This is a genomic window from Paenibacillus sp. J22R98, assembly GCF_059383835.1.
Genome location: NZ_JBXENW010000012.1, coordinates 1 through 21,988, shown reverse-complemented (window position 1 = coordinate 21,988; position 21,988 = coordinate 1). Strand labels below are relative to the sequence as shown.

At 51.3% G+C, this 21,988-nt stretch carries 20 protein-coding genes, 1 other RNA gene and 1 other annotated feature; of the genes, 20 read left to right on the top strand and 1 reads right to left on the bottom strand.

Annotated elements, in window-relative coordinates; all coding sequences use genetic code 11:
• Positions 1-26 precede the first annotated feature (26 nt).
• From AC50Y3_RS26380 to argS (AC50Y3_RS26365), 4 genes are all read left to right on the top strand, one after another.
• Entirely contained in the window at positions 27-548 is a 522-nt protein-coding gene (locus AC50Y3_RS26380; protein ID WP_494821690.1) for a DNA-deoxyinosine glycosylase, read from the top strand.
• Between the two features lie 73 nt (positions 549-621).
• Positions 622-926: a binding site (T-box leader), on the top strand.
• A 70-nt stretch (positions 927-996) separates the two neighbouring features.
• Entirely contained in the window at positions 997-2,736 is a 1,740-nt protein-coding gene (gene argS / locus AC50Y3_RS26375) for an arginine--tRNA ligase (RefSeq protein WP_494821850.1), read from the top strand.
• Between the two features lie 90 nt (positions 2,737-2,826).
• On the top strand, positions 2,827-3,303 hold the full coding sequence (locus AC50Y3_RS26370; RefSeq protein ID WP_494821689.1) for a YwiB family protein: 477 nt from the start codon (positions 2,827-2,829) through the stop codon (positions 3,301-3,303).
• A gap of 68 nt (positions 3,304-3,371) precedes the next feature.
• Positions 3,372-5,051, top strand: coding sequence for an arginine--tRNA ligase (gene argS / locus AC50Y3_RS26365; RefSeq protein ID WP_494821688.1), 1,680 nt, complete (start codon positions 3,372-3,374; stop codon positions 5,049-5,051).
• Positions 5,052-5,082: 31 nt separating this feature from the next.
• On the opposite strand, the gene AC50Y3_RS26360 is transcribed toward argS (AC50Y3_RS26365), so the two are convergent.
• Positions 5,083-6,222: a S8 family peptidase gene (locus AC50Y3_RS26360; protein WP_494821687.1), complete on the bottom strand. Its 1,140-nt coding sequence runs from the start codon at positions 6,220-6,222 to the stop codon at positions 5,083-5,085.
• Between the two features lie 391 nt (positions 6,223-6,613).
• Here AC50Y3_RS26360 and rpoE point away from each other — a divergent pair, with 391 nt between their 5' ends.
• From rpoE to AC50Y3_RS26280, 16 genes are all read left to right on the top strand, one after another.
• Entirely contained in the window at positions 6,614-7,189 is a 576-nt protein-coding gene (gene rpoE / locus AC50Y3_RS26355; RefSeq protein WP_494821686.1) for a DNA-directed RNA polymerase subunit delta, read from the top strand.
• A gap of 210 nt (positions 7,190-7,399) precedes the next feature.
• Entirely contained in the window at positions 7,400-9,004 is a 1,605-nt protein-coding gene (gene pyrG, locus AC50Y3_RS26350) for a CTP synthase (RefSeq protein WP_494821685.1), read from the top strand.
• Between the two features lie 125 nt (positions 9,005-9,129).
• Positions 9,130-9,528, top strand: coding sequence for a response regulator (locus tag AC50Y3_RS26345; RefSeq protein WP_091225104.1), 399 nt, complete (start codon positions 9,130-9,132; stop codon positions 9,526-9,528).
• Positions 9,529-9,784: 256 nt separating this feature from the next.
• Positions 9,785-10,639 carry a class II fructose-1,6-bisphosphate aldolase gene (fba, locus tag AC50Y3_RS26340; RefSeq protein WP_494821684.1) on the top strand — a complete coding sequence of 285 codons (855 nt, stop codon included), beginning with the start codon at positions 9,785-9,787 and terminating at the stop codon, positions 10,637-10,639.
• Positions 10,640-10,829: 190 nt separating this feature from the next.
• The gene (murA, locus tag AC50Y3_RS26335; protein WP_494821683.1) at positions 10,830-12,077 is read left to right on the top strand and encodes a UDP-N-acetylglucosamine 1-carboxyvinyltransferase; all 1,248 of its coding nucleotides are present in this window, start codon (positions 10,830-10,832) and stop codon (positions 12,075-12,077) included.
• A 229-nt stretch (positions 12,078-12,306) separates the two neighbouring features.
• Positions 12,307-13,686 carry a transcription termination factor Rho gene (gene rho / locus AC50Y3_RS26330; RefSeq protein WP_494821682.1) on the top strand — a complete coding sequence of 460 codons (1,380 nt, stop codon included), beginning with the start codon at positions 12,307-12,309 and terminating at the stop codon, positions 13,684-13,686.
• Between the two features lie 70 nt (positions 13,687-13,756).
• A complete protein-coding gene (locus AC50Y3_RS26325; RefSeq protein ID WP_494821681.1) occupies positions 13,757-15,016 on the top strand; it encodes a radical SAM family protein in 1,260 nt (419 codons plus the stop codon).
• A 131-nt stretch (positions 15,017-15,147) separates the two neighbouring features.
• Entirely contained in the window at positions 15,148-15,345 is a 198-nt protein-coding gene (gene rpmE / locus AC50Y3_RS26320; RefSeq protein ID WP_161746059.1) for a 50S ribosomal protein L31, read from the top strand.
• A gap of 83 nt (positions 15,346-15,428) precedes the next feature.
• A complete protein-coding gene (locus tag AC50Y3_RS26315; RefSeq protein ID WP_494821680.1) occupies positions 15,429-15,818 on the top strand; it encodes a hypothetical protein in 390 nt (129 codons plus the stop codon).
• 89 nt (positions 15,819-15,907) lie between these two features.
• Positions 15,908-16,173: signal recognition particle sRNA large type (gene ffs / locus AC50Y3_RS26310), an RNA gene on the top strand.
• Between the two features lie 138 nt (positions 16,174-16,311).
• Positions 16,312-17,769, top strand: coding sequence for an ATP-binding protein (locus tag AC50Y3_RS26305; protein ID WP_494821679.1), 1,458 nt, complete (start codon positions 16,312-16,314; stop codon positions 17,767-17,769).
• 141 nt (positions 17,770-17,910) lie between these two features.
• The gene (gene dnaX / locus AC50Y3_RS26300) at positions 17,911-19,710 is read left to right on the top strand and encodes a DNA polymerase III subunit gamma/tau (RefSeq protein ID WP_494821678.1); all 1,800 of its coding nucleotides are present in this window, start codon (positions 17,911-17,913) and stop codon (positions 19,708-19,710) included.
• A 58-nt stretch (positions 19,711-19,768) separates the two neighbouring features.
• Positions 19,769-20,080: a YbaB/EbfC family nucleoid-associated protein gene (locus tag AC50Y3_RS26295; RefSeq protein WP_091225096.1), complete on the top strand. Its 312-nt coding sequence runs from the start codon at positions 19,769-19,771 to the stop codon at positions 20,078-20,080.
• Positions 20,081-20,207: 127 nt separating this feature from the next.
• The gene (gene recR, locus AC50Y3_RS26290) at positions 20,208-20,807 is read left to right on the top strand and encodes a recombination mediator RecR (protein WP_494821677.1); all 600 of its coding nucleotides are present in this window, start codon (positions 20,208-20,210) and stop codon (positions 20,805-20,807) included.
• Between the two features lie 277 nt (positions 20,808-21,084).
• Positions 21,085-21,363: a YaaL family protein gene (locus AC50Y3_RS26285; protein ID WP_494821676.1), complete on the top strand. Its 279-nt coding sequence runs from the start codon at positions 21,085-21,087 to the stop codon at positions 21,361-21,363.
• Positions 21,360-21,623, top strand: coding sequence for a pro-sigmaK processing inhibitor BofA family protein (locus AC50Y3_RS26280; protein WP_494821675.1), 264 nt, complete (start codon positions 21,360-21,362; stop codon positions 21,621-21,623). Before AC50Y3_RS26285 ends, AC50Y3_RS26280 begins: the two co-directional genes overlap by 4 nt.
• Positions 21,624-21,988 lie beyond the last annotated feature (365 nt).

Genomic DNA, 21,988 nt, shown 5'->3' with positions numbered 1-21,988 from the left:
ATGGAGAAGAGGGGAGGGACTGCGTGATGAGAGTACATTCATTTCCGCCGGAGATCGGCGCTCGTGCGCGGGTGCTTGTCCTTGGCAGTATGCCGGGAACGGCTTCTCTGGCGAAGCATCAATATTACGCACATCCGCGCAACCATCTATGGCCGGTGGTGTATGGCTTGTTCGGCCTAACGCCCGATGAGGATTACGAGGAACGGCTCGCTTTTGCCAAGGCACGTGGCATTGCGCTCTGGGATGTGATTGCCTCTTGCCAACGGGAGGGCAGTCTCGACGTGAACATTCGCGAGGAGCTGCCTAACGACATTCCGGGCTTGCTAGCGGATTATCCGGAGATCAGCTGCATTGTTTGTAACGGGAGCAAGTCGTATGACACGTTCCTGAAGTATTTTAAGAGCTTACCCGAGCTCAGCACGGCAATCACGCTGCTCAAGCTGCCCTCGACCAGTCCCATCCCGACGGCTGCCATGCGCACGACTGCAGATCGGATCGAAGCTTGGCGCATTTTGCTGCCGCATTTAATTCCGCTCGAACAGACATAGGCAAACCTTCACAAGAGGCTTGCTTTTTTCGCGAGGTTGCATATAATAGGGAAAACACAGTCAGTTATAACAGCTACATACGATGAACGGGACAGTACCTTGCAGATCGGTGCTAGCAGCGAGCCGGGTTGGATGATCAAATCATCCTTGGTGAAAGCCGGTGCAGCGGCGTAAGGGAAGCGGACCCGGGAGTAGATCCATTGAACATGCAGGCAGGGCAGCTTGATCAAGCGAAGTGTGCCTCTGTAAGTAGATGAATCCGGTCACCCCGTTATCGTGCTTGAGAGGTTTTTAGCATGGCCGCCGCTATTCGTTGTTTGTGCAGCCATATTGGAAACCAGAAGAGTGGTACCGCGGAAATCAACCTCCGTCTCTTTATTAGAGACGGGGGTTTTATTTGTCTCTAGAGGGTTGTGACCACATTTCGGGGAGGATGAACATGATGAACCTGTTATTGCAGTGGGCAGCCTCACAACTGCAGCCGCATGTACCATCGCTGGCCTATGAAGACATCGTGGCGCTGCTGGAGCTTCCGCCAAACCCGGAGCTTGGCGATGTCGCATTTCCTTGCTTTGCCCTGTCGCGTGAACTGAAACGTGCGCCTGCGGCAATAGCTGCAGAGCTCGCGGAGCAGATCGGTGCCGGTGCCGATTCCGGAATGTCACCGACGATTCGCGCCGAAGCGAAAGGCCCGTACCTCAATCTCTTCCTCGTACGGGAAGCATGGGCGCCGAAGCTGCTTGCACCTCTGCTGCTTGCGGATTTCGGGCAATCGCAGGTCGGGACGGGACAGCGCGTCATCATCGATATGTCCTCTCCGAATATCGCCAAACCATTTGGCGTCGGCCATCTGCGTTCTACGATGATCGGCAACTCGCTCGCTCATATGTACCGCAGTTCCGGCTACGAGGTTGTCACCGTCAACCACATAGGCGACTGGGGCACGCAATTCGGCAAGCTGATGGAAGCGTACATGCGCTGGGGAGACGAAGCCAAACTCAAGGAAGAGCCGATTCGCGAGAGCTTGCGTTTGTACGTCCAGTTCCATGAAGAAGCGGAGCAGGACCCGACTTTGGAAGACAAGGCGCGCCACTGGTTCTGGAAGCTGGAGAACGGCGATGAGGAAGCGCATCGGTTGTGGCGTTATTTTGTATCCTTCAGCATGGAGGAATTTGACCGTGTGTATGCGCGTCTTGGCGTGCAGTTCGACTATACGCTCGGCGAGAGCTTCTATAACGATAAAATGGCTGCCGTCGTATCACGCCTGCAAGAGCTGCAGCTGCTTGAGGAAAGTAACGGTGCGCAGGTTGTTCGCTTAGAGGAGGAAGGATTGCCGCCGTGCCTCATCCTCAAGTCGGATGGCACGACGATCTATCCTACTCGTGATCTGGCTACGGCTCTCTATCGAAAGAAGGAGATGGGCGGGGATTTGCTGCTGTATGTGGTAGGCGCGGAACAGAAGCTGCATTTTCAACAGGTGTTCTCCGTCTTGAAGCGTATGGGGGAGGAAGTGGCAGACCAGTGCCGCCATCTGGCATTTGGGCTGATGAAATTCGAAGGCCGCAAAATGTCCACGCGCAGAGGGCAGGTCATCTTCCTGGATGAGGTGCTGGACGAAGCCGTATCCAAGGCGGCGGCCATTATCGCAGAGAAGAATCCTGATCTGGAGGATGCGCAGGATACCGCGGAGGCAGTGGGAATTGGCGCGATTGTGTTCGGGGACTTGCTTCACCACCGGATGCTGGAGGTGGATTTCTCGCTGGATGAGGCGCTTCGCTTCGAGGGAGAAACCGGCCCTTACGTGCAATATACGGCGGCAAGAGCGTTCAAGCTGCTGGCCAAAGGGGGGCTGACGCTGGCGGAAACCGAATCGCGCAGCTTATCCGGTGCCGTGACCGGCAGCGAGCTGGGGAGCTATCTCTCAGGGACGGCGGCATGGGAGTGCATGAAGCTGCTGGCTGCCTATCCCGAGGCGATTGCCGGCGCACTGCGCCAGAATGAACCGGCGGTTGTGGCGCGTTTCCTGTTAGATGCGGCCAAACGCTTCAATCGATTCTATCATCAGGAGCGCATTCTGACGGAGAATCCAGCGGAAACGGAAGCGAAGCTGCTGTTAACTGCGGCGGTTGCGGGCGTGCTTCGTTCGGGGCTGGCCTTGCTCGGACTGCGGACACCGGCACAGATCTAGAAGCGCGCCGATACGCGCAGGCATTGAAATTAGGGGTGCTCCTGTATATAGTGAGGACATAAGCATTTCAGGCGACGGGAGACCGTGATCATGACAGACAGAGCGAATGTAACGATATCGCTGCGAAGCGACATCGATGGGGAAGTGGAACAGAATACGTTTAGCGGTGAGTGGTTTCGGAAAGGCTCATCCGTATTTGTCCGCTATGAGGAAACCAGCGAAGGGGAAGGCGACAGCGTCGTGCGGACGATTATTCGCTATCGGGACGGCGAGCTGAGTGTGACGCGCCGCGGCGATGTGGAGTCGCTGCAGACGTTTGTCGCAGGCACCAAGCGAACCGGTCATTATGAATCGGCGCATGCCGCCTTTCATTTGGAGACGGAGACGAAGCTGCTTTGGGTTCAGTTCGGCGATTTGACCAAGCCCGGACCGAGCGATGGCCAGTTGAAGCCGAATTTGCCTATGCTGCTCGAATGGCATTATACGCTGCTTGTTAACGATGAACCGACAGGGGAGTTCCGGCTTCGGCTGCAGGCGCAGGAGCAGGAGCAGGAGCCGTTGACCTAGGACCTACCTATATCGATAATGCTTTACCTTACAGATTGATAAGCGAACCAGGGGGATTGAAGAATTACATGGAAACGAATGTGATAGTAAAGCTGCATGAGCAGGTGAAAGAGGCGATCGCGGATGCGGTCGTAGCGGCAGGGCTGGCAGCCCGCGAAGAGCTTCCATTGTTTGTACTGGAAGTGCCGAAGGATAAGGCGCATGGCGATCTCGCAACGAATGCGGCGATGCAGCTGACGAAGCTTGCGAAGAAGAACCCGCGTCAAATCGCAGAAGCGATTATCGCGAACCTCGACACGAAGAAAGCTTCCATTCAAGGCGCAGAGATTGCCGGTCCCGGCTTTATTAACTTCCGGATGGACCGCAGCTACTTGTATCCGGTAGTGGGTCAAGTGCTTGAGCAAGGTGCCGACTACGGACGGATTGATACCGGAGTGGGAGAAACCGTACAAGTGGAGTTCGTCAGCGCGAATCCGACAGGCAGTCTGCATTTGGGTCATGCTCGCGGTGCGGCGGTTGGCGACGCACTATGTAATGTGCTCGATTTTGCAGGGTACAAGGTTACTAGAGAATATTACATTAATGATGCAGGCAACCAGGTTGCTAACTTGGCGCTTTCCATTGAGGCACGCTACAAGCAGGCGCTTGGCCAAGATGCGGCAATGCCGGAAGACGGCTACCACGGCGAAGATATTATCGGTTTCGCCAAGGAACTGGCAGCTTCCGAAGGCGACCGTCTGCTATCGTTATCCGACGAAGAACGTTTTACCTTCTTCCGTGACTACGGCTTGGAGCGTGAGCTGAATAAAATCAAACGCGACCTCGGCGACTTCCGCGTGGAATTCGACGTATGGTTCAGCGAAACTTCGCTGTATCAATCCGGTCAAGTCGAGCAGGCGCTGGCAGCGCTTCGCGAGCGTGGCCAAGTGTTCGAAGAAGGCGGCGCAACGTGGTTGAACACGATGGCTTACGGAGACGACAAGAATCGCGTGCTTGTGAAAAATGACGGCTCGTACACCTATTTGACGCCGGACATCGCTTACCACCGCGACAAATTCGGCCGCGGCTTCGACAAAATGATCAACATCTGGGGCGCCGACCATCACGGCTACATTCCGCGCGTGAAAGCGGCGATGGAAGCGCTGGGCAACGATCCGCAGAAGCTGGTCGTCCTCATCGCACAGATGGTGAGCTTGTTCCAGAACGGCGAGAAGGTCAAGATGTCCAAGCGGACAGGTAAAGCCGTTACAATGGAGGATCTGCGCGAGGAAGTGGGTATCGACGCGATCCGTTACTTCTTCACTATGCGTTCTATGGACTCTCATCTTGATTTTGATATGGATCTCGCCATCTCGACTTCCAATGAGAATCCGGTATTCTATGTGCAATACGCGCATGCGCGGATCTGCAGCATTTTCCGTCAGGCCGAGGAGCAAGGCATCGCGATCTTGCCGCTTGCGGAAGTGGATTTGAACCAGCTGACAACGGAACATGAATTTGATCTTCTTCGCAAAATCGGCGAGTTGCCGCAGGAAATCGCGGAAGCTGCATCGCAATACGCGCCGCATCGCTTGATTCGTTACGTTTACGAGCTGGCGTCACTGTTCCACAGCTACTACCGCGCAGATCGCGTTATTACCGAAGACGCGGCTCAAACCCAAGCGCGTTTCGCCCTGCTTGGTGCGACTCGCACAGCGATCGCGAACGTTCTGCGTTTGGTCGGAGTTTCCGCGCCGGAGCGCATGTAGTCCGCCTTGCAAACAATCAAGGCCGCGAACCTTATCGGTCCCCGGCCTGAAGCATTCGCATTACATCGAGCTCTCCGGTGATCCGGGGAGCTTTTGTGCCCCTTAGAGGCAGCATGGAACGTTTGACGACAGCCTTAATGTCGTTTGGCGACAATCCGGGCCGGTGCGCGAGAAGCAAAGCGATGGCGCCGCTCACATGTGAAGTGGCCATCGAGGTGCCGCTCATTTCGTTGTATTTGCCCCGCAGCCAAGAGGAGAGAATCTTGTCGCCCGGCGCATACACGTCGATATACAATCCGCGGTTGCTGAACGGGGCGATTCGCCGCATCCGGTTTGTTGCGCCGACGGCAATCGTTTGCGGATACCGCGCCGGATAGTCGATCGACTTTCGTTTGCCGTCGTTTCCGGAGGAAGCGACGATGATGACGCCTGCGTTGTAAGCATTGGTTACCGCGGTCAGCAGCGACTTGCTCTTTGTTTTCATGCCGAAGCTCATATTCACGATGTCCATATTATTGCGCACGCACCAGTCGATGCCGAGTACGATATCTGAGACAAAGGCGCTTCCATTCTGATCGAACGCTTTCACGGGGTAGACCGTCGCACGCGGAGCGACGCCAATCATGCCATGTACCTGATTGGCTGCGGCGATCGTGCCGGCAATATGGGTGCCGTGTCCGTTGTCGTCATGTGGAAGCGACCCGCGATTGAGCAGGTTGATGCCGCGGCCAAGCGATTGCTTCAAATCCGGATGGCTGAAATCAACGCCGGTATCAATGACGCCGACTTTCACGCGGTGGCCGGTGGTTGTGCTCCAAGCCAGCGGTGCTTTAATTTCCTGCACGCCCCAAGGAATGCCTTTCTCACGGATCACCGGTTTATATATGGAGGAGGAATGCACGGATAAGAGCGGGTCATTCTCGATCCAAATTCCGTCATGGGTTAGAGAGCGAAGCACATCATTGGGCACGCGCAAAGAGAAGCCTTGGATGAATGGCAGATGACGGATGGCATCGGCTGCGCTCGACGCCGTTTTGTCGACATTCGACCATTCTTGAAGGAAGCGCTCATAGTCGCTCTTTTGCCGGAAGCGGACGATTCGTCGCTTGGCGGCTGATGTAGTAAGAGTTAATGCGCTGTGCAGCAGGCGGAGAACTGCGGATCTGTCCAAGTTGGCTTCCCCTCCATGGCGAATCATGCTGCAGTATTGTATGAACGAGCGCAACAAGCTGTATGAGCAACTTGCCTTTTTTCACATAATTAGGCTGCAAACCGTGTCATTCGCCGTACGGGCACATAGTATAGACCAAGAGTCATTAACGGGCTCTTATAACCGGAAACAGCGGCAACGCCTCATCCGGAAGGATACAGTCAAAGCGAAGGCGCCTCCTTCGCTTTTTCTTTTTGCTCTCGTAAGCAGGTACGCTTGCTTTTTCCAAAGAAATAGGTTTTACTATAATTTGATAATGGATTGCTAACGCGCAAAACGATTTCACCTGCTTAGGACAGCGAAGTCGGTTTTCTAGCGTTCATGCAGTTTGACATGAGAGGAAGTGTCCGAAATGAGCAGCGAGATTGTCTTGAAAATCGATCCTGAGCGCATCAAGGAAATGCCGATGGTTGATTTGGCATTTGAATTGCTGAAAGCGGCCAATACGCCGTTTTACTATCGCGACCTAATGATGGAGATTGCAAAAGTTCGGGGCTTTTCCCAAGATCAAATCAACCAAGTGATTGCGCAAGTATATACAGAAATTAATATCGACGGACGTTTCGCGTGCGTTGGCAGCAATATGTGGGGATTGAAGCGCTGGTATCCGGTAGAGAAGAATGAGGATCCGGTCGGTAATGCGAAGCGTTCGCGCATCATCAATGATGAAGAGGACGACGACGATCTCTATCCGGACGAGGAAGAAGAAACCTACGCTGCGGAAGAGGATGACTTCGATTCCTATGATGAGGATCAAGAACTCTTCGACGAAGCCGAAGAAGAAGCGGAAGTTGACGAGGAAGTTGTCATCGACGACGAAGAGCTTGAAGAGGACGGCATTGACGACGTTGAGGGCGCAGATGGCGCGGCTGACGAAGAAGATGCTGAGGAAGACTTCGACGATGAGGAAGACGAAGAAGAGAAATAGGTTCGATTCTGCGGGACCCCAGAGTCTCTTGACATGGGGTATCCGCGCAGAGTAAACTATTGCATGGGCTTCAAGTTCGGACATGCACGCAATAAGCGAAAACAGAAAGTGCCCCGTTTATACGGGTGTCACTTTTTTCTTTTTTATGACCATTTTTCTTCGGAAATTGGAGAACCTATACTTAACATACAGGCGTGGAGGGTATCATCAGTGACTAAGTACATTTTTGTAACAGGCGGTGTCGTATCATCGCTGGGCAAAGGGATCACAGCCGCATCGCTTGGGCGTTTGCTCAAGAATCGCGGTCTTAAAGTGACGATCCAGAAGTTCGACCCGTACATCAACGTGGACCCGGGAACGATGAGTCCATACCAGCACGGTGAAGTATTCGTAACGGACGATGGTGCCGAGACGGATTTGGATTTGGGTCACTATGAGCGTTTCATAGACATCAATTTGTCGAAGAACAGCAACGTGACGACGGGCAAAATCTACTCCACCGTTATTTCGAAAGAACGTCGCGGTGAATATTTGGGCGGAACGGTTCAAGTTATTCCCCACATCACGAACGAGATCAAGGATCGCGTATTCCGTGCAGGGAAAGAAACAGGCGCGGATGTTGTGATTACGGAGATCGGCGGTACAGTTGGCGATATCGAGAGCCTTCCGTTCCTGGAAGCGATTCGTCAAATTAAGAGCGATATCGGCCGTGATAACGTGATGTACATTCACGTTACACTGATTCCGTTCATTAAAGCGGCAGGCGAAGTAAAGACAAAGCCGACACAGCATAGCGTGAAGGAACTGAGAAGCATCGGAATTCAGCCGAATGTGATCGTTTGTCGTACGGAGCATGAGCTGGCAGACGATTTGAAACGCAAAATCGCGCTGTTCTGCGATATTGATGCCAATGCCGTCGTGGAATGCCGCGATGCATCGACGCTTTACGAAGTGCCGCTGAATCTGCGCGAGCAAGGCCTTGACGATATCGTTGTTAATCACTTGAAGCTGACTACTACTCCTCCGGATATGACGGAGTGGGAAGCGCTCGTTCGCCGCGTAAAGCAGCTTAGCCGTACAACCGAAATTGCGATTGTCGGTAAGTACGTTGCGCTTCATGATGCATACTTGAGTATTGTGGAATCGCTTAGCCACGCAGGCTTTGACGCGGATGCGGATGTGAAAGTGCGCTGGGTAAATGCAGAAGAATTAACGGATCAGAACGTTGCTGATAAATTGCACGGTGTGCACGGCGTCCTGGTACCGGGCGGCTTCGGCGATCGCGGTATTGAAGGTAAAATCATTGCGATTCGTTATGCGCGTGAGAATGCGGTGCCGTTCTTCGGTATTTGCTTGGGCATGCAAGTAGCGGTCATTGAATATGCACGAAATGTTTCGGGATTGAAGGATGCGAACAGCTCCGAAATCAACCCGCTTACGCAATATCCGGTTATTGACCTGCTGCCGGAGCAGAAGGACATTGAAGATATGGGCGGCACGATGCGCCTTGGACTATACCCTTGTAAGCTGACGCCGGGCTCCCTGTCCGCACGTGAGTACGATGATGAGCTTGTTTACGAGCGTCACCGTCACCGTTATGAGTTCAACAATGAGTACCGCGAAACAATCGAATCCGCAGGTTTGCGCATTACGGGTACATCCCCGGATGGCCGCCTGGTTGAGATGGTAGAGCTTCCGGGGCACCCATGGTTCCTGGCGGTTCAGTTCCATCCGGAGTTTACTTCCCGTCCGAACAGACCGCAGCCTTTGTTCCGCGGATTCGTAAGAGCGGCGCTTGAGAGAGCGGAGAAATAATCGTTTTGAAGTTTTTTTCCAGCAAAAGCAGGAATATGGATGACATGGCTCGAAATCATTAACGAATATGGAATTCCAATCCAATCGTGACGATGGTTGTCGTACATTCATAGGAGGGTTTCAAGTTGGAAAACAAGAAAGTCTTAATTGTCGATGATCAGAATGGTATTCGCATTTTGCTGATGGAAGTGTTCAGCAGCGAGGGCTATACTACTTTCCAAGCTCCTAACGGTAAGTTGGCATTGGAGATCGTGAGAAACGAAGCACCGGATCTTGTTTTGCTTGATATGAAAATTCCGGGTATGGACGGATTGGAAATATTGAAGCATGTCAAAGCGATCAACAAAGACATTAAAGTCATCATGATGACGGCCTATGGCGAGCTTGACATGATTAAAGAAGCGACTGATCACGGCGCGCTTATGCATTTCACCAAACCGTTCGATATCGATGAGATGCGAATGGCGGTTAACTTACAGCTGCGCAGCGAAGAAGCGGGCGGCTGGTATGCAGTAGGATCCTAAGCACAAGGATCCTGCTGCTTTTTTTTGTCGAATAACAGGGGAACAAGGCTTCGATTACCAAGACTTGTACCAAACGATTCATGATTGTGTTATAATCATTTGGTGCGATATTTGAAGCGTGTTTTCGTTATATAAGCGCATGTCTTCAATGCCGGTTGTCAGCATCCGTGCTGAGGCGGTTTTGCGAAGCGTCGCATATCAAAGACAAATTTATGAAGCGGTAAGTTTCATAAAACACTAGGAGGAGTAGAGAACCATGCCACTCGTTTCGATGAATGAATTCCTGCCAAAGGCAAAAGCAAACAAATTCGCGGTCGGCCAGTTCAACATGAACAACCTGGAGTTCGCGCAAGCGATCACAGAAGCCGCTATGGAAGAGAACTCGCCATTTATTTTTGGTGTATCCGAAGGTGCCCTTAAATATATGGGTATTGAGTACACAGTTGCTATTGCTGAAGCAGCAGCGAAGAAATCCGGTTTGCCAATCGCACTTCACCTGGATCACGGCAGCAGCTTTGAAGTTGCGATGAAATGTATCCGTGCAGGATTCTCTTCCGTTATGTTTGACGGTTCCCACTACGGACTAGAAGAAAATATCGAATTGACTAAACAAGTTGTTAAAGCGGCTCGCGCTATGGGCGTATCCGTTGAAGGTGAGCTTGGCACAATCGGCGGCGTTGAGGATGATATCAGCGTTGACGAAGAAGATGCATCGCTTGCTAAGCCGGCTGAAGCAATCCGTTTCTACGAAGAAACTGGCGTTGACTGCTTGGCGATTGCTGTTGGTACAGCACACGGTATGTACAAAGGCGAACCGAAAATTCATTATGATATCATTCAAAAAGTATCGGATGCTATTCCGGTACCGGTTGTATTGCATGGCGGTTCCGGCGTACCAGACGAAGCAATTCGTTTGTCCATCGCTGCAGGCGTAGGCAAAATCAACGTAAATACAGAGAACCAAGTAGCTTGCACGAACGCGATCCGCGAAGTGCTTGGCGCAAGTGCATCGGTTTACGATCCGCGTAAATACTTGGTACCAGCTCGTTCCGCAATGAAAGCAGTCGTTCAAGAGAAAATCCGGTTGTTCGGCAGCAGCAACCAGGCTTAACTTCCGAAAGCTATAGAATCGAACAGCCGCGTTTAGCGCGAATCAGAAGCAGGCGCTCCCGTCCGTCAAGAAATCTCTTGATAGAAGGAGCGCTTGCTTTGTGGCATATAGGGTTTATGTTTATGTTATGCGCCGGATAGCGGCTGCTCGTTTCGTTGCTCTCTTCCGGATGGGAGGATAATAAGAACTGATGGATAAATTAATGATCCGCGGCGGACGTCCGCTGCGCGGCACCGTGCAAATCAGCGGGGCGAAGAATAGTGCAGTTGCCTTACTACCTGCCGCCATATTGGCAGAATCGACGGTCACGCTTGATAATTTGCCTCACCTTAGCGATGTGGCCGTATACAGTGAAATACTAGAAGAGCTTGGCGGACATGTGCATTGGAGCGGGGACTCCATCGTTATTGATCCTTCTGCTATGCAATCCATTCCGATGCCCAACGGAAAAGTAAAGCTGCTTCGTGCATCGTATTACTTGATGGGTGCGCTGCTTGGCCGATTTGGCGAAGCGACAATCGGTTTGCCGGGCGGCTGTAATTTCGAGCCTCGCCCAATCGATCAACATATTAAAGGCTTTGAAGCGCTGGGTGCGCAAGTAACCAATGACCACGGCTCCGTACGGATTGTGGCGAAGGAACTGCGCGGCGCGAAGATTTACCTCGATGTCGTAAGTGTCGGGGCGACGATTAATATCATGCTTGCGGCCTCCCGGGCCAAAGGCTCAACCATTATCGAAAACGCGGCAAAAGAGCCTGAAATCATAGATGTAGCTACGCTTCTTAGCGCGATGGGTGCCAAGATCAAAGGCGCCGGAACAGAAACGATTCGTATTGAAGGCGTGGAGCGGCTTCATGGCTGCAGACACTCCATCATACCTGACCGAATTCAAGCAGGCACGTACATGATTGCTGCAGCGGCAACGCGCGGCGACGTATTAATTGATAATGTCATTCCGAAGCATATGGAAGCAGTAACGGCTAAGCTGCAAGAGATGGGCGTTCATGTGTATGAAATGGACGAGTCCATTCGTATTGTCGGACAGCCGAAGTATGAAGCAATTGATGTGAAAGCCCTTGTGTACCCCGGCTTTGCCACGGATTTGCAATCCCCCATGACCAGCCTGCTGACACAGACGACAGGAGTAAGCATCCTAAGTGACTATGTCTATAGCAATCGATTCAAGCATGTCCCGGAATTAACGCGAATGGGCGCTAATATTCGGGTAGAAGGCCGTTCGGCGATTGTCGAAGGCGGTGCACTGAATGCGGCGAAAGTGCGTGCAGCGGATTTGCGTGCAGGCGCGGCGCTTGTGGTGGCGGCATTAACGGTGAGTGAAGGCGTTACGGAGATCACCGGTGTGGAATACATTGACCGAGGTTATGACAATTTGGTCGAGAATTTACGGATGCTCGGCGCAGACGTTTGGCGCGAGTAGTAGAATAGGCGGATAGCTGGAAGCTATTCCGCTATAGGAATCGGCCTCTGGAATAGAGTAGGCCGATTCCGGCAATGATGGATGAGGCTTGGAATTATTTTGTGAACGATAGAATAGTATAAGTTTCACTTTATACTAAGCTTATGTTTCTCCGGAGTGAAGCGCGCTGCACCGCCATAAAGACGATGAATGCCGTTTCACCTTGAACTTTGATAAAAGTGGTGATACTATGTCTGAACTTCAGATCGCGGATCTTGAAGTGATGAAGCTCACAGAGCTTTATAAACTGGCCAAACAGCATCAAATACAGGGCTATGGCCAGCTGAAGAAGAGAGAATTGATTTTTGCTATCCTGCGCGCGCAAGCAGAGCAGAGCGGACTCATGTTTATGCAGGGTGTACTCGAGATTTTACCGGAAGGTTTCGGATTTCTACGACCGATTAACTACTTGCCAAGTCCAGAGGACATCTACATCTCAGCCTCGCAAATCCGCAAGTTTGACCTCCGCACAGGCGATTTAGTTTCAGGCAAATGCCGAGCTCCCAAAGAAAACGAACGCTTTTTTGGATTACTTCAAGTAAATGCCGTTAATGGAGAAAGCCCCGAACACGCTGCTGAACGCCTTCATTTTCCAGCCCTTACTCCTCTCTATCCCGAAAAGAAACTAGTTCTCGAAACCGCCCAGCCTAAATTATCTACTCGGATTATGGATTTACTTGCACCGGTCGGCCTTGGCCAACGCGGACTTATCGTAGCACCTCCTAAAGCAGGGAAAACATTGCTGCTTAAAGAAATTGCCAACAGCATTTCCACCAATAATCCGGAAATTGAATTATTTGTACTGCTTATCGATGAGCGTCCGGAGGAAGTAACGGATATGTCTCGTTCGGTAAAAGGTGAGGTCGTTGCTTCAACGTTCGATGAATTGCCGGAAAATCATATTAAAGTAGCGGAATTGGTGCTCGAGCGTGCTTTGCGGCTTGTGGAGCATAAGAAGGATGTCGTTATTTTGCTCGATAGTATCACGCGTCTTGCGCGTGCATATAACTTGGTTGTTCCTGCATCGGGACGTACGCTAAGCGGCGGTATCGACCCGGCGGCATTCCACCGTCCGAAACGGTTTTTCGGTTCGGCGCGTAATGTGGAGGAAGGCGGCAGCTTGACGATTCTGGCAACTGCGCTTATCGAGACGGGCTCGCGTATGGATGATATTATTTATGAAGAATTTAAAGGTACGGGTAATATGGAGCTTCATCTGGACCGCAAGCTTGCGGAACGCCGTATTTTCCCTGCACTCGATATTCGGCGCTCGGGAACTCGCCGCGAAGAGATGCTCTTAACCAAAGAGCAGCTGGATAAAGTATGGGCGATTCGCAAGAACATGAACGATTCCATGGAGTTTGTGGATGGCTTCTTGAAGAAGCTCGCGGATACGAAGGATAACGAGGAGTTCTTGGCCTCGCTCGACACTTCTGCCGTAACGCCACCACCGGCGCCTAGAAACAGACCCGGTACAAGCGGGAGCAGCAGCAGACCGAGCTCAGGCTCGAGCAGCAGTGCAACAAGTGCTTCGAGAAGACCGTCAACACGTACGACACCTGTAACATAGATTGGAAGTCGTTTTGCTCACGCGGCATTTCATCGTACATGCTTGAAGCAAAACTTTTAGGAGGTACACCATGAATCTCGTTTACGCAGACGAACACGGTAATTTGTTCGATCATCCCGATTGGACGGGTCTTGGCCGCAGCGGCGACATGATCGTCGAGCTGATGGAGGATGAACTCATTCCTCTTCCTGAGGGCGCAACGATGGTTGGTTTGCCGCATACGCGGCCGATCGGCATCCATAATGCGTCTGGTGAGATGCGTCCGCTGCCGGGCAACGTGCAGGCGGTTGGCGCACTTTTGCCGCAGGGCTATACTCGTCTTTGCATCCCGGGTTATATGAAGAGTGACAAGACACATAAGCTGCCGCTCTTCGGTTATTCTGCTGTAGTTTGGAAGGAAGACGGCTTCTACGTGACTGCGCAGAAAAGCGACGATCCGGAACGCTGGAATCCACTCAATTGCGACACGACTGAACTGAATGTCGGTGTCGAGCGGCTGCTTGCCAAATATCCGGAGAACCGGCTTTATAAGCACCTGTCGAATTGCGCGCTTGGCTATGAATGCTTAACCGCATCCAATACGTTTCTTCAGCGCTGGGAAGGTGCAGTGCCTGTTTCCTTCTCCTGCAATGCCGGCTGCTATGGCTGCATTTCGGAGCAACCGGACGATAGCGGCTTTGTGGCTCCGCAAACTCGCATGAACTTTAAGCCGACGGTTGAAGAAATCGTTGACGTCATGATGGAGCATCTCATTACACCGGAGTCCATTATCAGCTTCGGACAAGGCTGTGAAGGCGAACCGTCGACACAAGCCAGAATTATTATTGATGCGATGCGCGAAGTCCGCAAACGGACTTCGATGGGCTATATCAATATCAACACCAATGCGGGGCTGACGGATCATATCCGCGGTATCGTGGATGCCGGCCTTAATCTGATGCGTGTCAGTACCATTAGTGCGCTCGATGATCACTATAATGCGTACTACAAGCCGCGCGGCTACAATCTGGCGAATGTCGAGAAATCGCTTCGCTATGCAGCAGATAAGGGTGTTTACACGTCCATCAACTATCTTATTTTCCCTGGCGTTACGGATCGTGAAGAAGAAATCGAAGCGATGCTCGGTTTCGTCAAACGTACGGGCCTCAAGCTCATCCAAATGCGGAATTTGAATATAGATCCGGAAAGCTATCTGGAGCTTATTCCGAAGCCGCAAGGAGAGATCTATGGCATGAAGCAAATGTTGGAAATCTTCGCGGATGAACTGCCTGATGTTGTGGTTGGATCCTACACCCACGTGCCTCCGGCGCCTGTGAAGCAGCCATTATAGAGCTTCCTTGGTAAGCTTTTGGTCGCCCACAAAAGCATTGCTTTCGTTAGATCGTCCATGCTATACTCTTCTTATGTATGCAATACACTCTGGATCCACATGTTGATTCAGGGCAGAAAGAGGTGAACGAGATGAAACAAGGTATTCATCCGACATACCACGTCACGACGGTAACTTGCGCTTGCGGCAATAGCTTCGAGTCTGGTTCGATCAAACAGAACCTGCGCGTAGAGATTTGCTCCAACTGTCACCCATTCTTCACGGGTAAGCAGAAGTTCCTGGATGCCGGCGGTCGCGTCGACAAATTCAAAAAGAAATACGGTATCTAAGCCTTATTGGCCGGGATTTCCGGAAATTAACAGAATACAAGAACCTCCCGCAGCCATCCTAATGGTTAAAGGGAGGTTTTTTTATGTGGAAGAAGCATGTCCTGCTTAGCGCATTAACACTCATAACTGCGATTTCGTTATCTGCATGCGGAGGCAATAAAGACGCCACCAATCATTATAATTCGAACTCCTATGGCCACGATGGTTACTTGGGGCTTTCCAACAGCAACCCGCATCTGCCCAACCGCAACGGTCAGTTTCTGAATTATGATAGCGATGGGGATTTTGCGCAGCGGCAGCTGAAGAAGGTCGATGGAGTTGAAAGAGCCAACATCATGTTTCAAGGACCTGAAATGTACGTAAACGTCAAGGCTAAACCAGGTGTAGACAAAGAGAAGCTGCGGGTAAAAGCACTTGCGGTATTACGGGACAATTTCCCGCGTTATAAGGTACATGTCCGAATGGCAGGGTAGCAGTAGAATAGCCCTCATGACAACCCAGTGACAACTTCCAGCCAATAGGCGGTTGCACTTTGAGATAGAACAAGCTATACTTATTTTTGCCGTGCTAGACGGGGAGGTAGCGGTGCCCTGTAGCTCGCAATCCGCTGTAGCGAGGTTGAATCCCTTTTCTGAGGTTATGCTGATGTGGGGCTGGTGTTCATGAACAGTGTTGACGGTTGGGTCCTCCGCAATGGGCGCTTGTGAACGGGTCAGGTCCGGAAGGAAGCAGCCATAAGCAGGTTAGCTCATGTGCCGGAGGAGTGCTTGACCAGAGCTGGGAGTGGAAGTGCCGTCCATGTCACATCAATCGAAGTTAGGTGCACGGTCCTAACAACAACAAACGACATCTTTATTTGACTCGTTAAGAGCCAATAAGGATGTTTTTTTATTTTCTGGCAGGATTATCAACTTTTGTGGACGAAAGGAATAGAGACGGATTGGATCTACGTAAAGGGGATAACGCATGTACGATATACCTTCTGCTTCTATTGTTCACTTAAGTCTGCAGGCGCTTGAGAATTATTGTGCGCAGTTCGCTGGTACAATGATTGTTGTGTTGGACGAGTTCGCCCGCATGGTCCACGTAAATACGCAGTTCCTGAAAGAAACGGGCTATACGGAATCGGATTTGCTCCATACAGCTTTCCGCAGCGTTGCGGACAGTAAGCTCTTTCGTTCTGAACCTGAACAATCAATAGAAGCGATTGTGAAACATCTGCTTCTTCCTACTCGAGAATCCATTTCGATACATATACGAAAAGCCGGCGGGGTTGTGATGCACGCGACGACCGTGCCCATTATTGCACAAACAGAGCAGGGGATTCGTTGTCTGCTCTTGTTATATAATCAAGAAGTGGGGCAGGGTGCCAGCCTCATTGAGCGTTTCGGGGAAACCATGCTGCAAGACGAGCATATCGGCGTAATCTTGCTCCATCCGGAGACGCTGCAAATTTTCGACATCAGTCCCCTTGCTTGTCAGTTGCTTGGCGTTGCGAAGTCAGCTCTCGTAAATGAACAGCTGTCGTCATTTTTCGCAAGCGCAGAGAAGGAATATGCACTTATTTGTCAGGCGCTGGAGAGTGGGGAACCGGTTCGGAACTATCCGATCACCTGGATCCACGACGAGAAGCGAAGCGATCTGCTCATGGATGTTGGACTGCTTCGCAGCTGTGGGGAAGGTCGAGAAGGTGCCTACATCATATTTAAGGATGTCACGAATTTACGTTCGCTGGAGACGCAAGTGCAGCGTAGCGATCGACTCGCAATGATCGGTCAAATCGCAGCGGGGGCTGCGCACGAGATTCGTAATCCGCTAACAGCGATTCGGGGCTTCCTGCAAATGTTCCGCAAAACGATGATTGAACGTGAAATGAACAAGGAAAAGGAATACACGGACATTATGCTGAACGAGCTGGACCGGATCAATCATCTTGTAGGGGAGTTTCTTTTGCTGAGTAAGCCAAAGGAAGTCATGACAAGCTCCATACAAGTGGGATCGGTGCTGCGCGACATTATGCCTGTCGTAGCAAGTGAGGCGCTGCTTCATAATGTAAATGTGATTTGGGATGAAGAGCTTGAGCTTCCCCGGGTGCTGGCAGACGCCGAGATGCTGAAGCAGGTGTTTCTGAACTTATGCAAGAACGGCATAGAAGCGATGACTGCCGGCGGTACGCTTACCGTAAAGGGCTCCGTTGTAAGGGCAGGAAGGAAGTCGCAGCTGCTTATTGAAATTGAAGATACAGGTCCGGGCATACCCGCTGATCTGATTGATAAAATATTCGATCCGTTCGTGACGACGAAACAGAACGGAACCGGTCTTGGCCTCTCGGTTTGCCAGCGGATTTTGCATGACTTTGGCGGAAGCGTCACAGCGGCGGACAGACAGTCAGGGGCACTTCTGCAGGTCGTGCTCCCTTGTTAAAACCTCGATTTGTACGTTTTCTGTTAAGGGGAAGGAAGAAACGTGCAGGGGAACGGTTTTTTTGGCTGGCGGCATCGTGTATAATAGAAGAACCGGGCGTTATTGCCCCGCGAACGACAGCAGCCGAAAGGAACGGAACGTATGTCACATATCGCCTTATATCGTGCCTGGCGTCCGCAGACGTTCCAGGACATGGTCGGCCAGCAGCATATCATTCAAACTTTGCAGAATGCGATACGCGAAGATCGTGTATCCCATGCCTATTTATTTAACGGTCCCAGAGGAACGGGAAAAACAACCGCGGCTAAAGTCTTGGCCAAAGCCATCAACTGTGAACGTGGACCGACCACCGAACCGTGCAACGTCTGTGATGCGTGCCGGGGAATTACAGCTGGAACGATTATGGATGTTGTGGAGATCGATGCGGCATCCAACCGCGGTATAGACGAAATAAGGGATATTCGGGACAAGGTTCGCTATGCACCTTCTGAAGTGCGCTTCAAAGTGTATATTATCGATGAAGTGCACATGCTGACGACCGAAGCATTCAACGCCCTGCTCAAGACACTTGAAGAGCCGCCGGCTCATGTGATCTTCATCTTGGCAACGACGGAACCTCATAAGCTGCCGGCTACGATTATTTCGCGCTGTCAGCGGTTTGATTTCCGTCAAGTCTCTTTGCCGGAGCAGACAGAACGTCTCCGTCAAATTTGTACGGAAGAAGGCATTCATGCTGAAGATGATGCACTCGCTTATATTGCGAGACTGTCGGATGGCGGGATGCGGGACGCGATCAGTTTACTCGAGCAGGTGTCGGCCTACAGCGGAGAGCGCATTACGTTGAACGATGCCGTGGATGTAACCGGTGGACTAGCTGCTGAGCAGTTCGAACAACTGGCGGATGCAATCAGAGCCCGTGATGCCGGGGCAGTAATGCCGCTGGTAGAAGGGCTGATGCAGGCCGGCAAGAGTGCAGATAAGTGTCTGGAGAATTTAATATACTATTTCAGGGATCTGCTTGTGTTGAAGCTTGCTCCGCAAGGGAAAGCCGCGACAGAGCGGATCGTTGATCAGGCCAAATACCGTGAGGTAGCCGAAGCGTTTAGCGCAGAGCTGTTGTTTCGTATGATAGACGTACTTAACGGCTATCAGCTTGAGATCAAGCATGCTGCACTGCCGCAAACGATATTTGAGATCGCACTTATGAAAATCTGCACCATGCAAGAGGCCGGCGGTGCACAGGCTGTCGCTTCGGCGTCTGTTGGCACAGGAGACTCCGCGGCGGGCGGCGCTTCTTCCGGAGAGGTACAGCGTCTGCAGCAGCGTATCGATGCATTGGAGCGCAAGATTGAACAGCTTGTCGCCAGCGGCGTGCGCGCGGATGCCGGCGCAGCGCCAAGCGGCGATCAAGCGGGAGCGGCGCAGCGCGGTGCGCGAGGTTCTTCGAACTTCGGTGCGAAGGGCGGCGCAGCCGGCGGGGGCACAAGCTCGATAGCCCGCGTTAAGCTGGATCCATTCCTTGCCGCGGCGGAGAGCCAGGCGACAGGGCAGGTACGCATGAGATGGAGCGACATTTTGCAGCGTGTGAAAGGGAATAATATTTCGACACATGCGTGGTTCGTGAATGGCGATCCCGTCTCAGCTGCTGATAATACAATCCTTGTTGCGTTCAAGAACTCCATTCACCGGGAAACGACAGAGAAGCCTGCCAATCGTGAGGTTATCGAACGGGCGCTGCATGAAGCGTTCAATCGGCCGATTCGCCTGGCTACCGTCATGCTGAAAGAATGGCAGACGGCAACCGAGAACGGACCTGCACCCGCAGGCGAGCTGCTCATGCTTCAGCAAGATGAAGCAGGTGCGGCGCCTTCGGAACCGGAGTGGGTCGAAGAGGCTGTTAAGCTGTTTGGCGAAGATCTTGTCGTTATTGAAGACAAGTGATGTCATGCAGGCGCAATGCGATTACGAATCTAACTATAATTGAGGAGTGACTTTCACGATGAACAACATGAACCAGATGATGAAGCAAGTTAAGAAAATGCAAGAGCAAATGCTTAAAGCGCAAGAGGAGCTTGGAACAAAGCTAATCGAAGGTTCTGCAGGCGGCGGTGTCGTTACTGTACAAGTAAACGGCCATAAGAATGTACAAAGCATCATTATCAAACCGGAAGCTGTAGATCCGGATGATATCGAAATGCTGCAAGACCTTGTCCTGACAGCGGTTAACGATGCACTGACTAAAGCAGATGAACTGGCAAACAAAGATATGGGCAAATTTACGGGCGGCATGAAGATCCCGGGCCTATTCTAAATTCTAAGAATTTATTGGTTTCACATGTATAAATGAGCTTAGAATTCTCCGGATTGAAACGCGCTGCGTCACCAAGGCGACAGCCGTTTCACCTTGAAACGTTCCAAACGAGTAGAGGAGCTGCGCCTTGTATTATCCCGAACCGATAGCCAAACTTATTGATGCCTTCAGCCGATTGCCGGGCATCGGTCCGAAGACGGCGGCCAGACTGGCTTTTCACGTGTTGAAAATGAAGGAAGACGACGTTATAGATTTCGCGAAGTCGCTTGTTAGCGTCAAGCGCAACCTGCATTATTGCTCCGTATGCTGCAACATTACCGATACCGATCCTTGCCGGATTTGCCAGGACAAGAGCAGAGACAATTCCGTTATCTGCGTCGTTCAGGAGTCGCGGGATTTGGTTGCGATGGAGCGGACCAAGGAGTTTCAGGGACAATATCATGTCCTCCAGGGGGCGATATCGCCAATGGAGGGAATTGGCCCTGACGAGATTCGCATTGCTGAATTATTGAGACGACTGAGCGACGAACGTGTACAAGAGATGATTCTCGCAACGAATCCCAATATTGAAGGCGAAGCAACGGCGATGTACTTATCGCGGCTCGTCAAACCGTTTGGTATCAAAGTAACGCGTATTGCGCATGGGCTCCCAGTTGGGGGCGATTTGGAATATGCCGATGAGGTTACCTTGTCCAAGGCGCTTGAAGGCCGCAGAGAATTAGGATAATCATAATTGAAGACAAGCCCCGTGAGAGATTCCTCTCGCGGGGCTTTTTGATGAAAATAAGCTTGGTATAAGTTTGATCTTCTACTAAGCTTATTTGTTCCGGAATGAAACGCGCTGCGACCCCAAAAGGAAGGCGATAGTCGATTCATCTTGTTTGAGCCGCTTTTTGTACCAAGGAAAGCTTGTTCTAATTCTCTTTCTCTCTCATACATTTCAACTATATGCCGTGCCAATTGCGAGCTGTAAGCGAAACAAAAATGAGCGGGGAGTGAATGCGATGTGGACGAAGTGGCTGCGTACGAAGAAACAGGCTGCTGCACTTAAGCATAAGAAGAGCGAGCAGGATGAACAGATGGAGCTTTACGCGGAGATTAAAACAGCGAAACAAGAGTGGGATAATGCGTATCGGTATTTCGACAATGCGCTCGGCAAAGATCAAATTGACTACGCCATATTTGCAATAGGTGCGGCGGAGAAGCGTTATGAAATGCTAATAAGAAAAGCGAAGCGGCTGCCGGTAGAATGGTCCAGTTTAAAGGGAGGTGTAAGTGGATGAAAATCATTTGGCTGGTTAGTCTAATTGTATCTTCCTTGCTCTTACTTGTAGTTATGCTGAGGCACCGATTGCCGCTGCAGTGGGTGAGGCGATTTTCTTTACATCTCGTTGCGGCAGCTTTGACCCTGTATGTCCTCAATTATTCGGGACTGATCTCAGGAATGGAAGTGCCGCTGAATCCGATGACGATCGGTACCACCGTATTGCTCGGTATCCCGGGGATTGCATTAATCTTGGGTCTGCAAATGACCTTGTTATAGGTGGATAACATTAGTAAGCCTGAAATGTTAAAGAGCACTTGACCAAGGACTTGCGTATATGTTAAATTAGATCTCGCGTCACACGACGGAACATGAGTTGCAAAAACAAATTAAAAAAAGTGCTTGCAATTAAATGACCGAATGTGATATATTAATCAAGTCGCCGCTGAGACATGGGCGCACAAAACACGAAGTATTTGTTCTTTGAAAACTGAACAATGAGCGACCAGTCAAATGGTCATAAATCGCGAAATTAACGTTTCGCAAAGCTAGTTTTTTGAATGAGCTAACAAGCGAATTCTTAAAAATGGCCAAGCCTTCGGGCTTACCACTTTTATGGAGAGTTTGATCCTGGCTCAGGACGA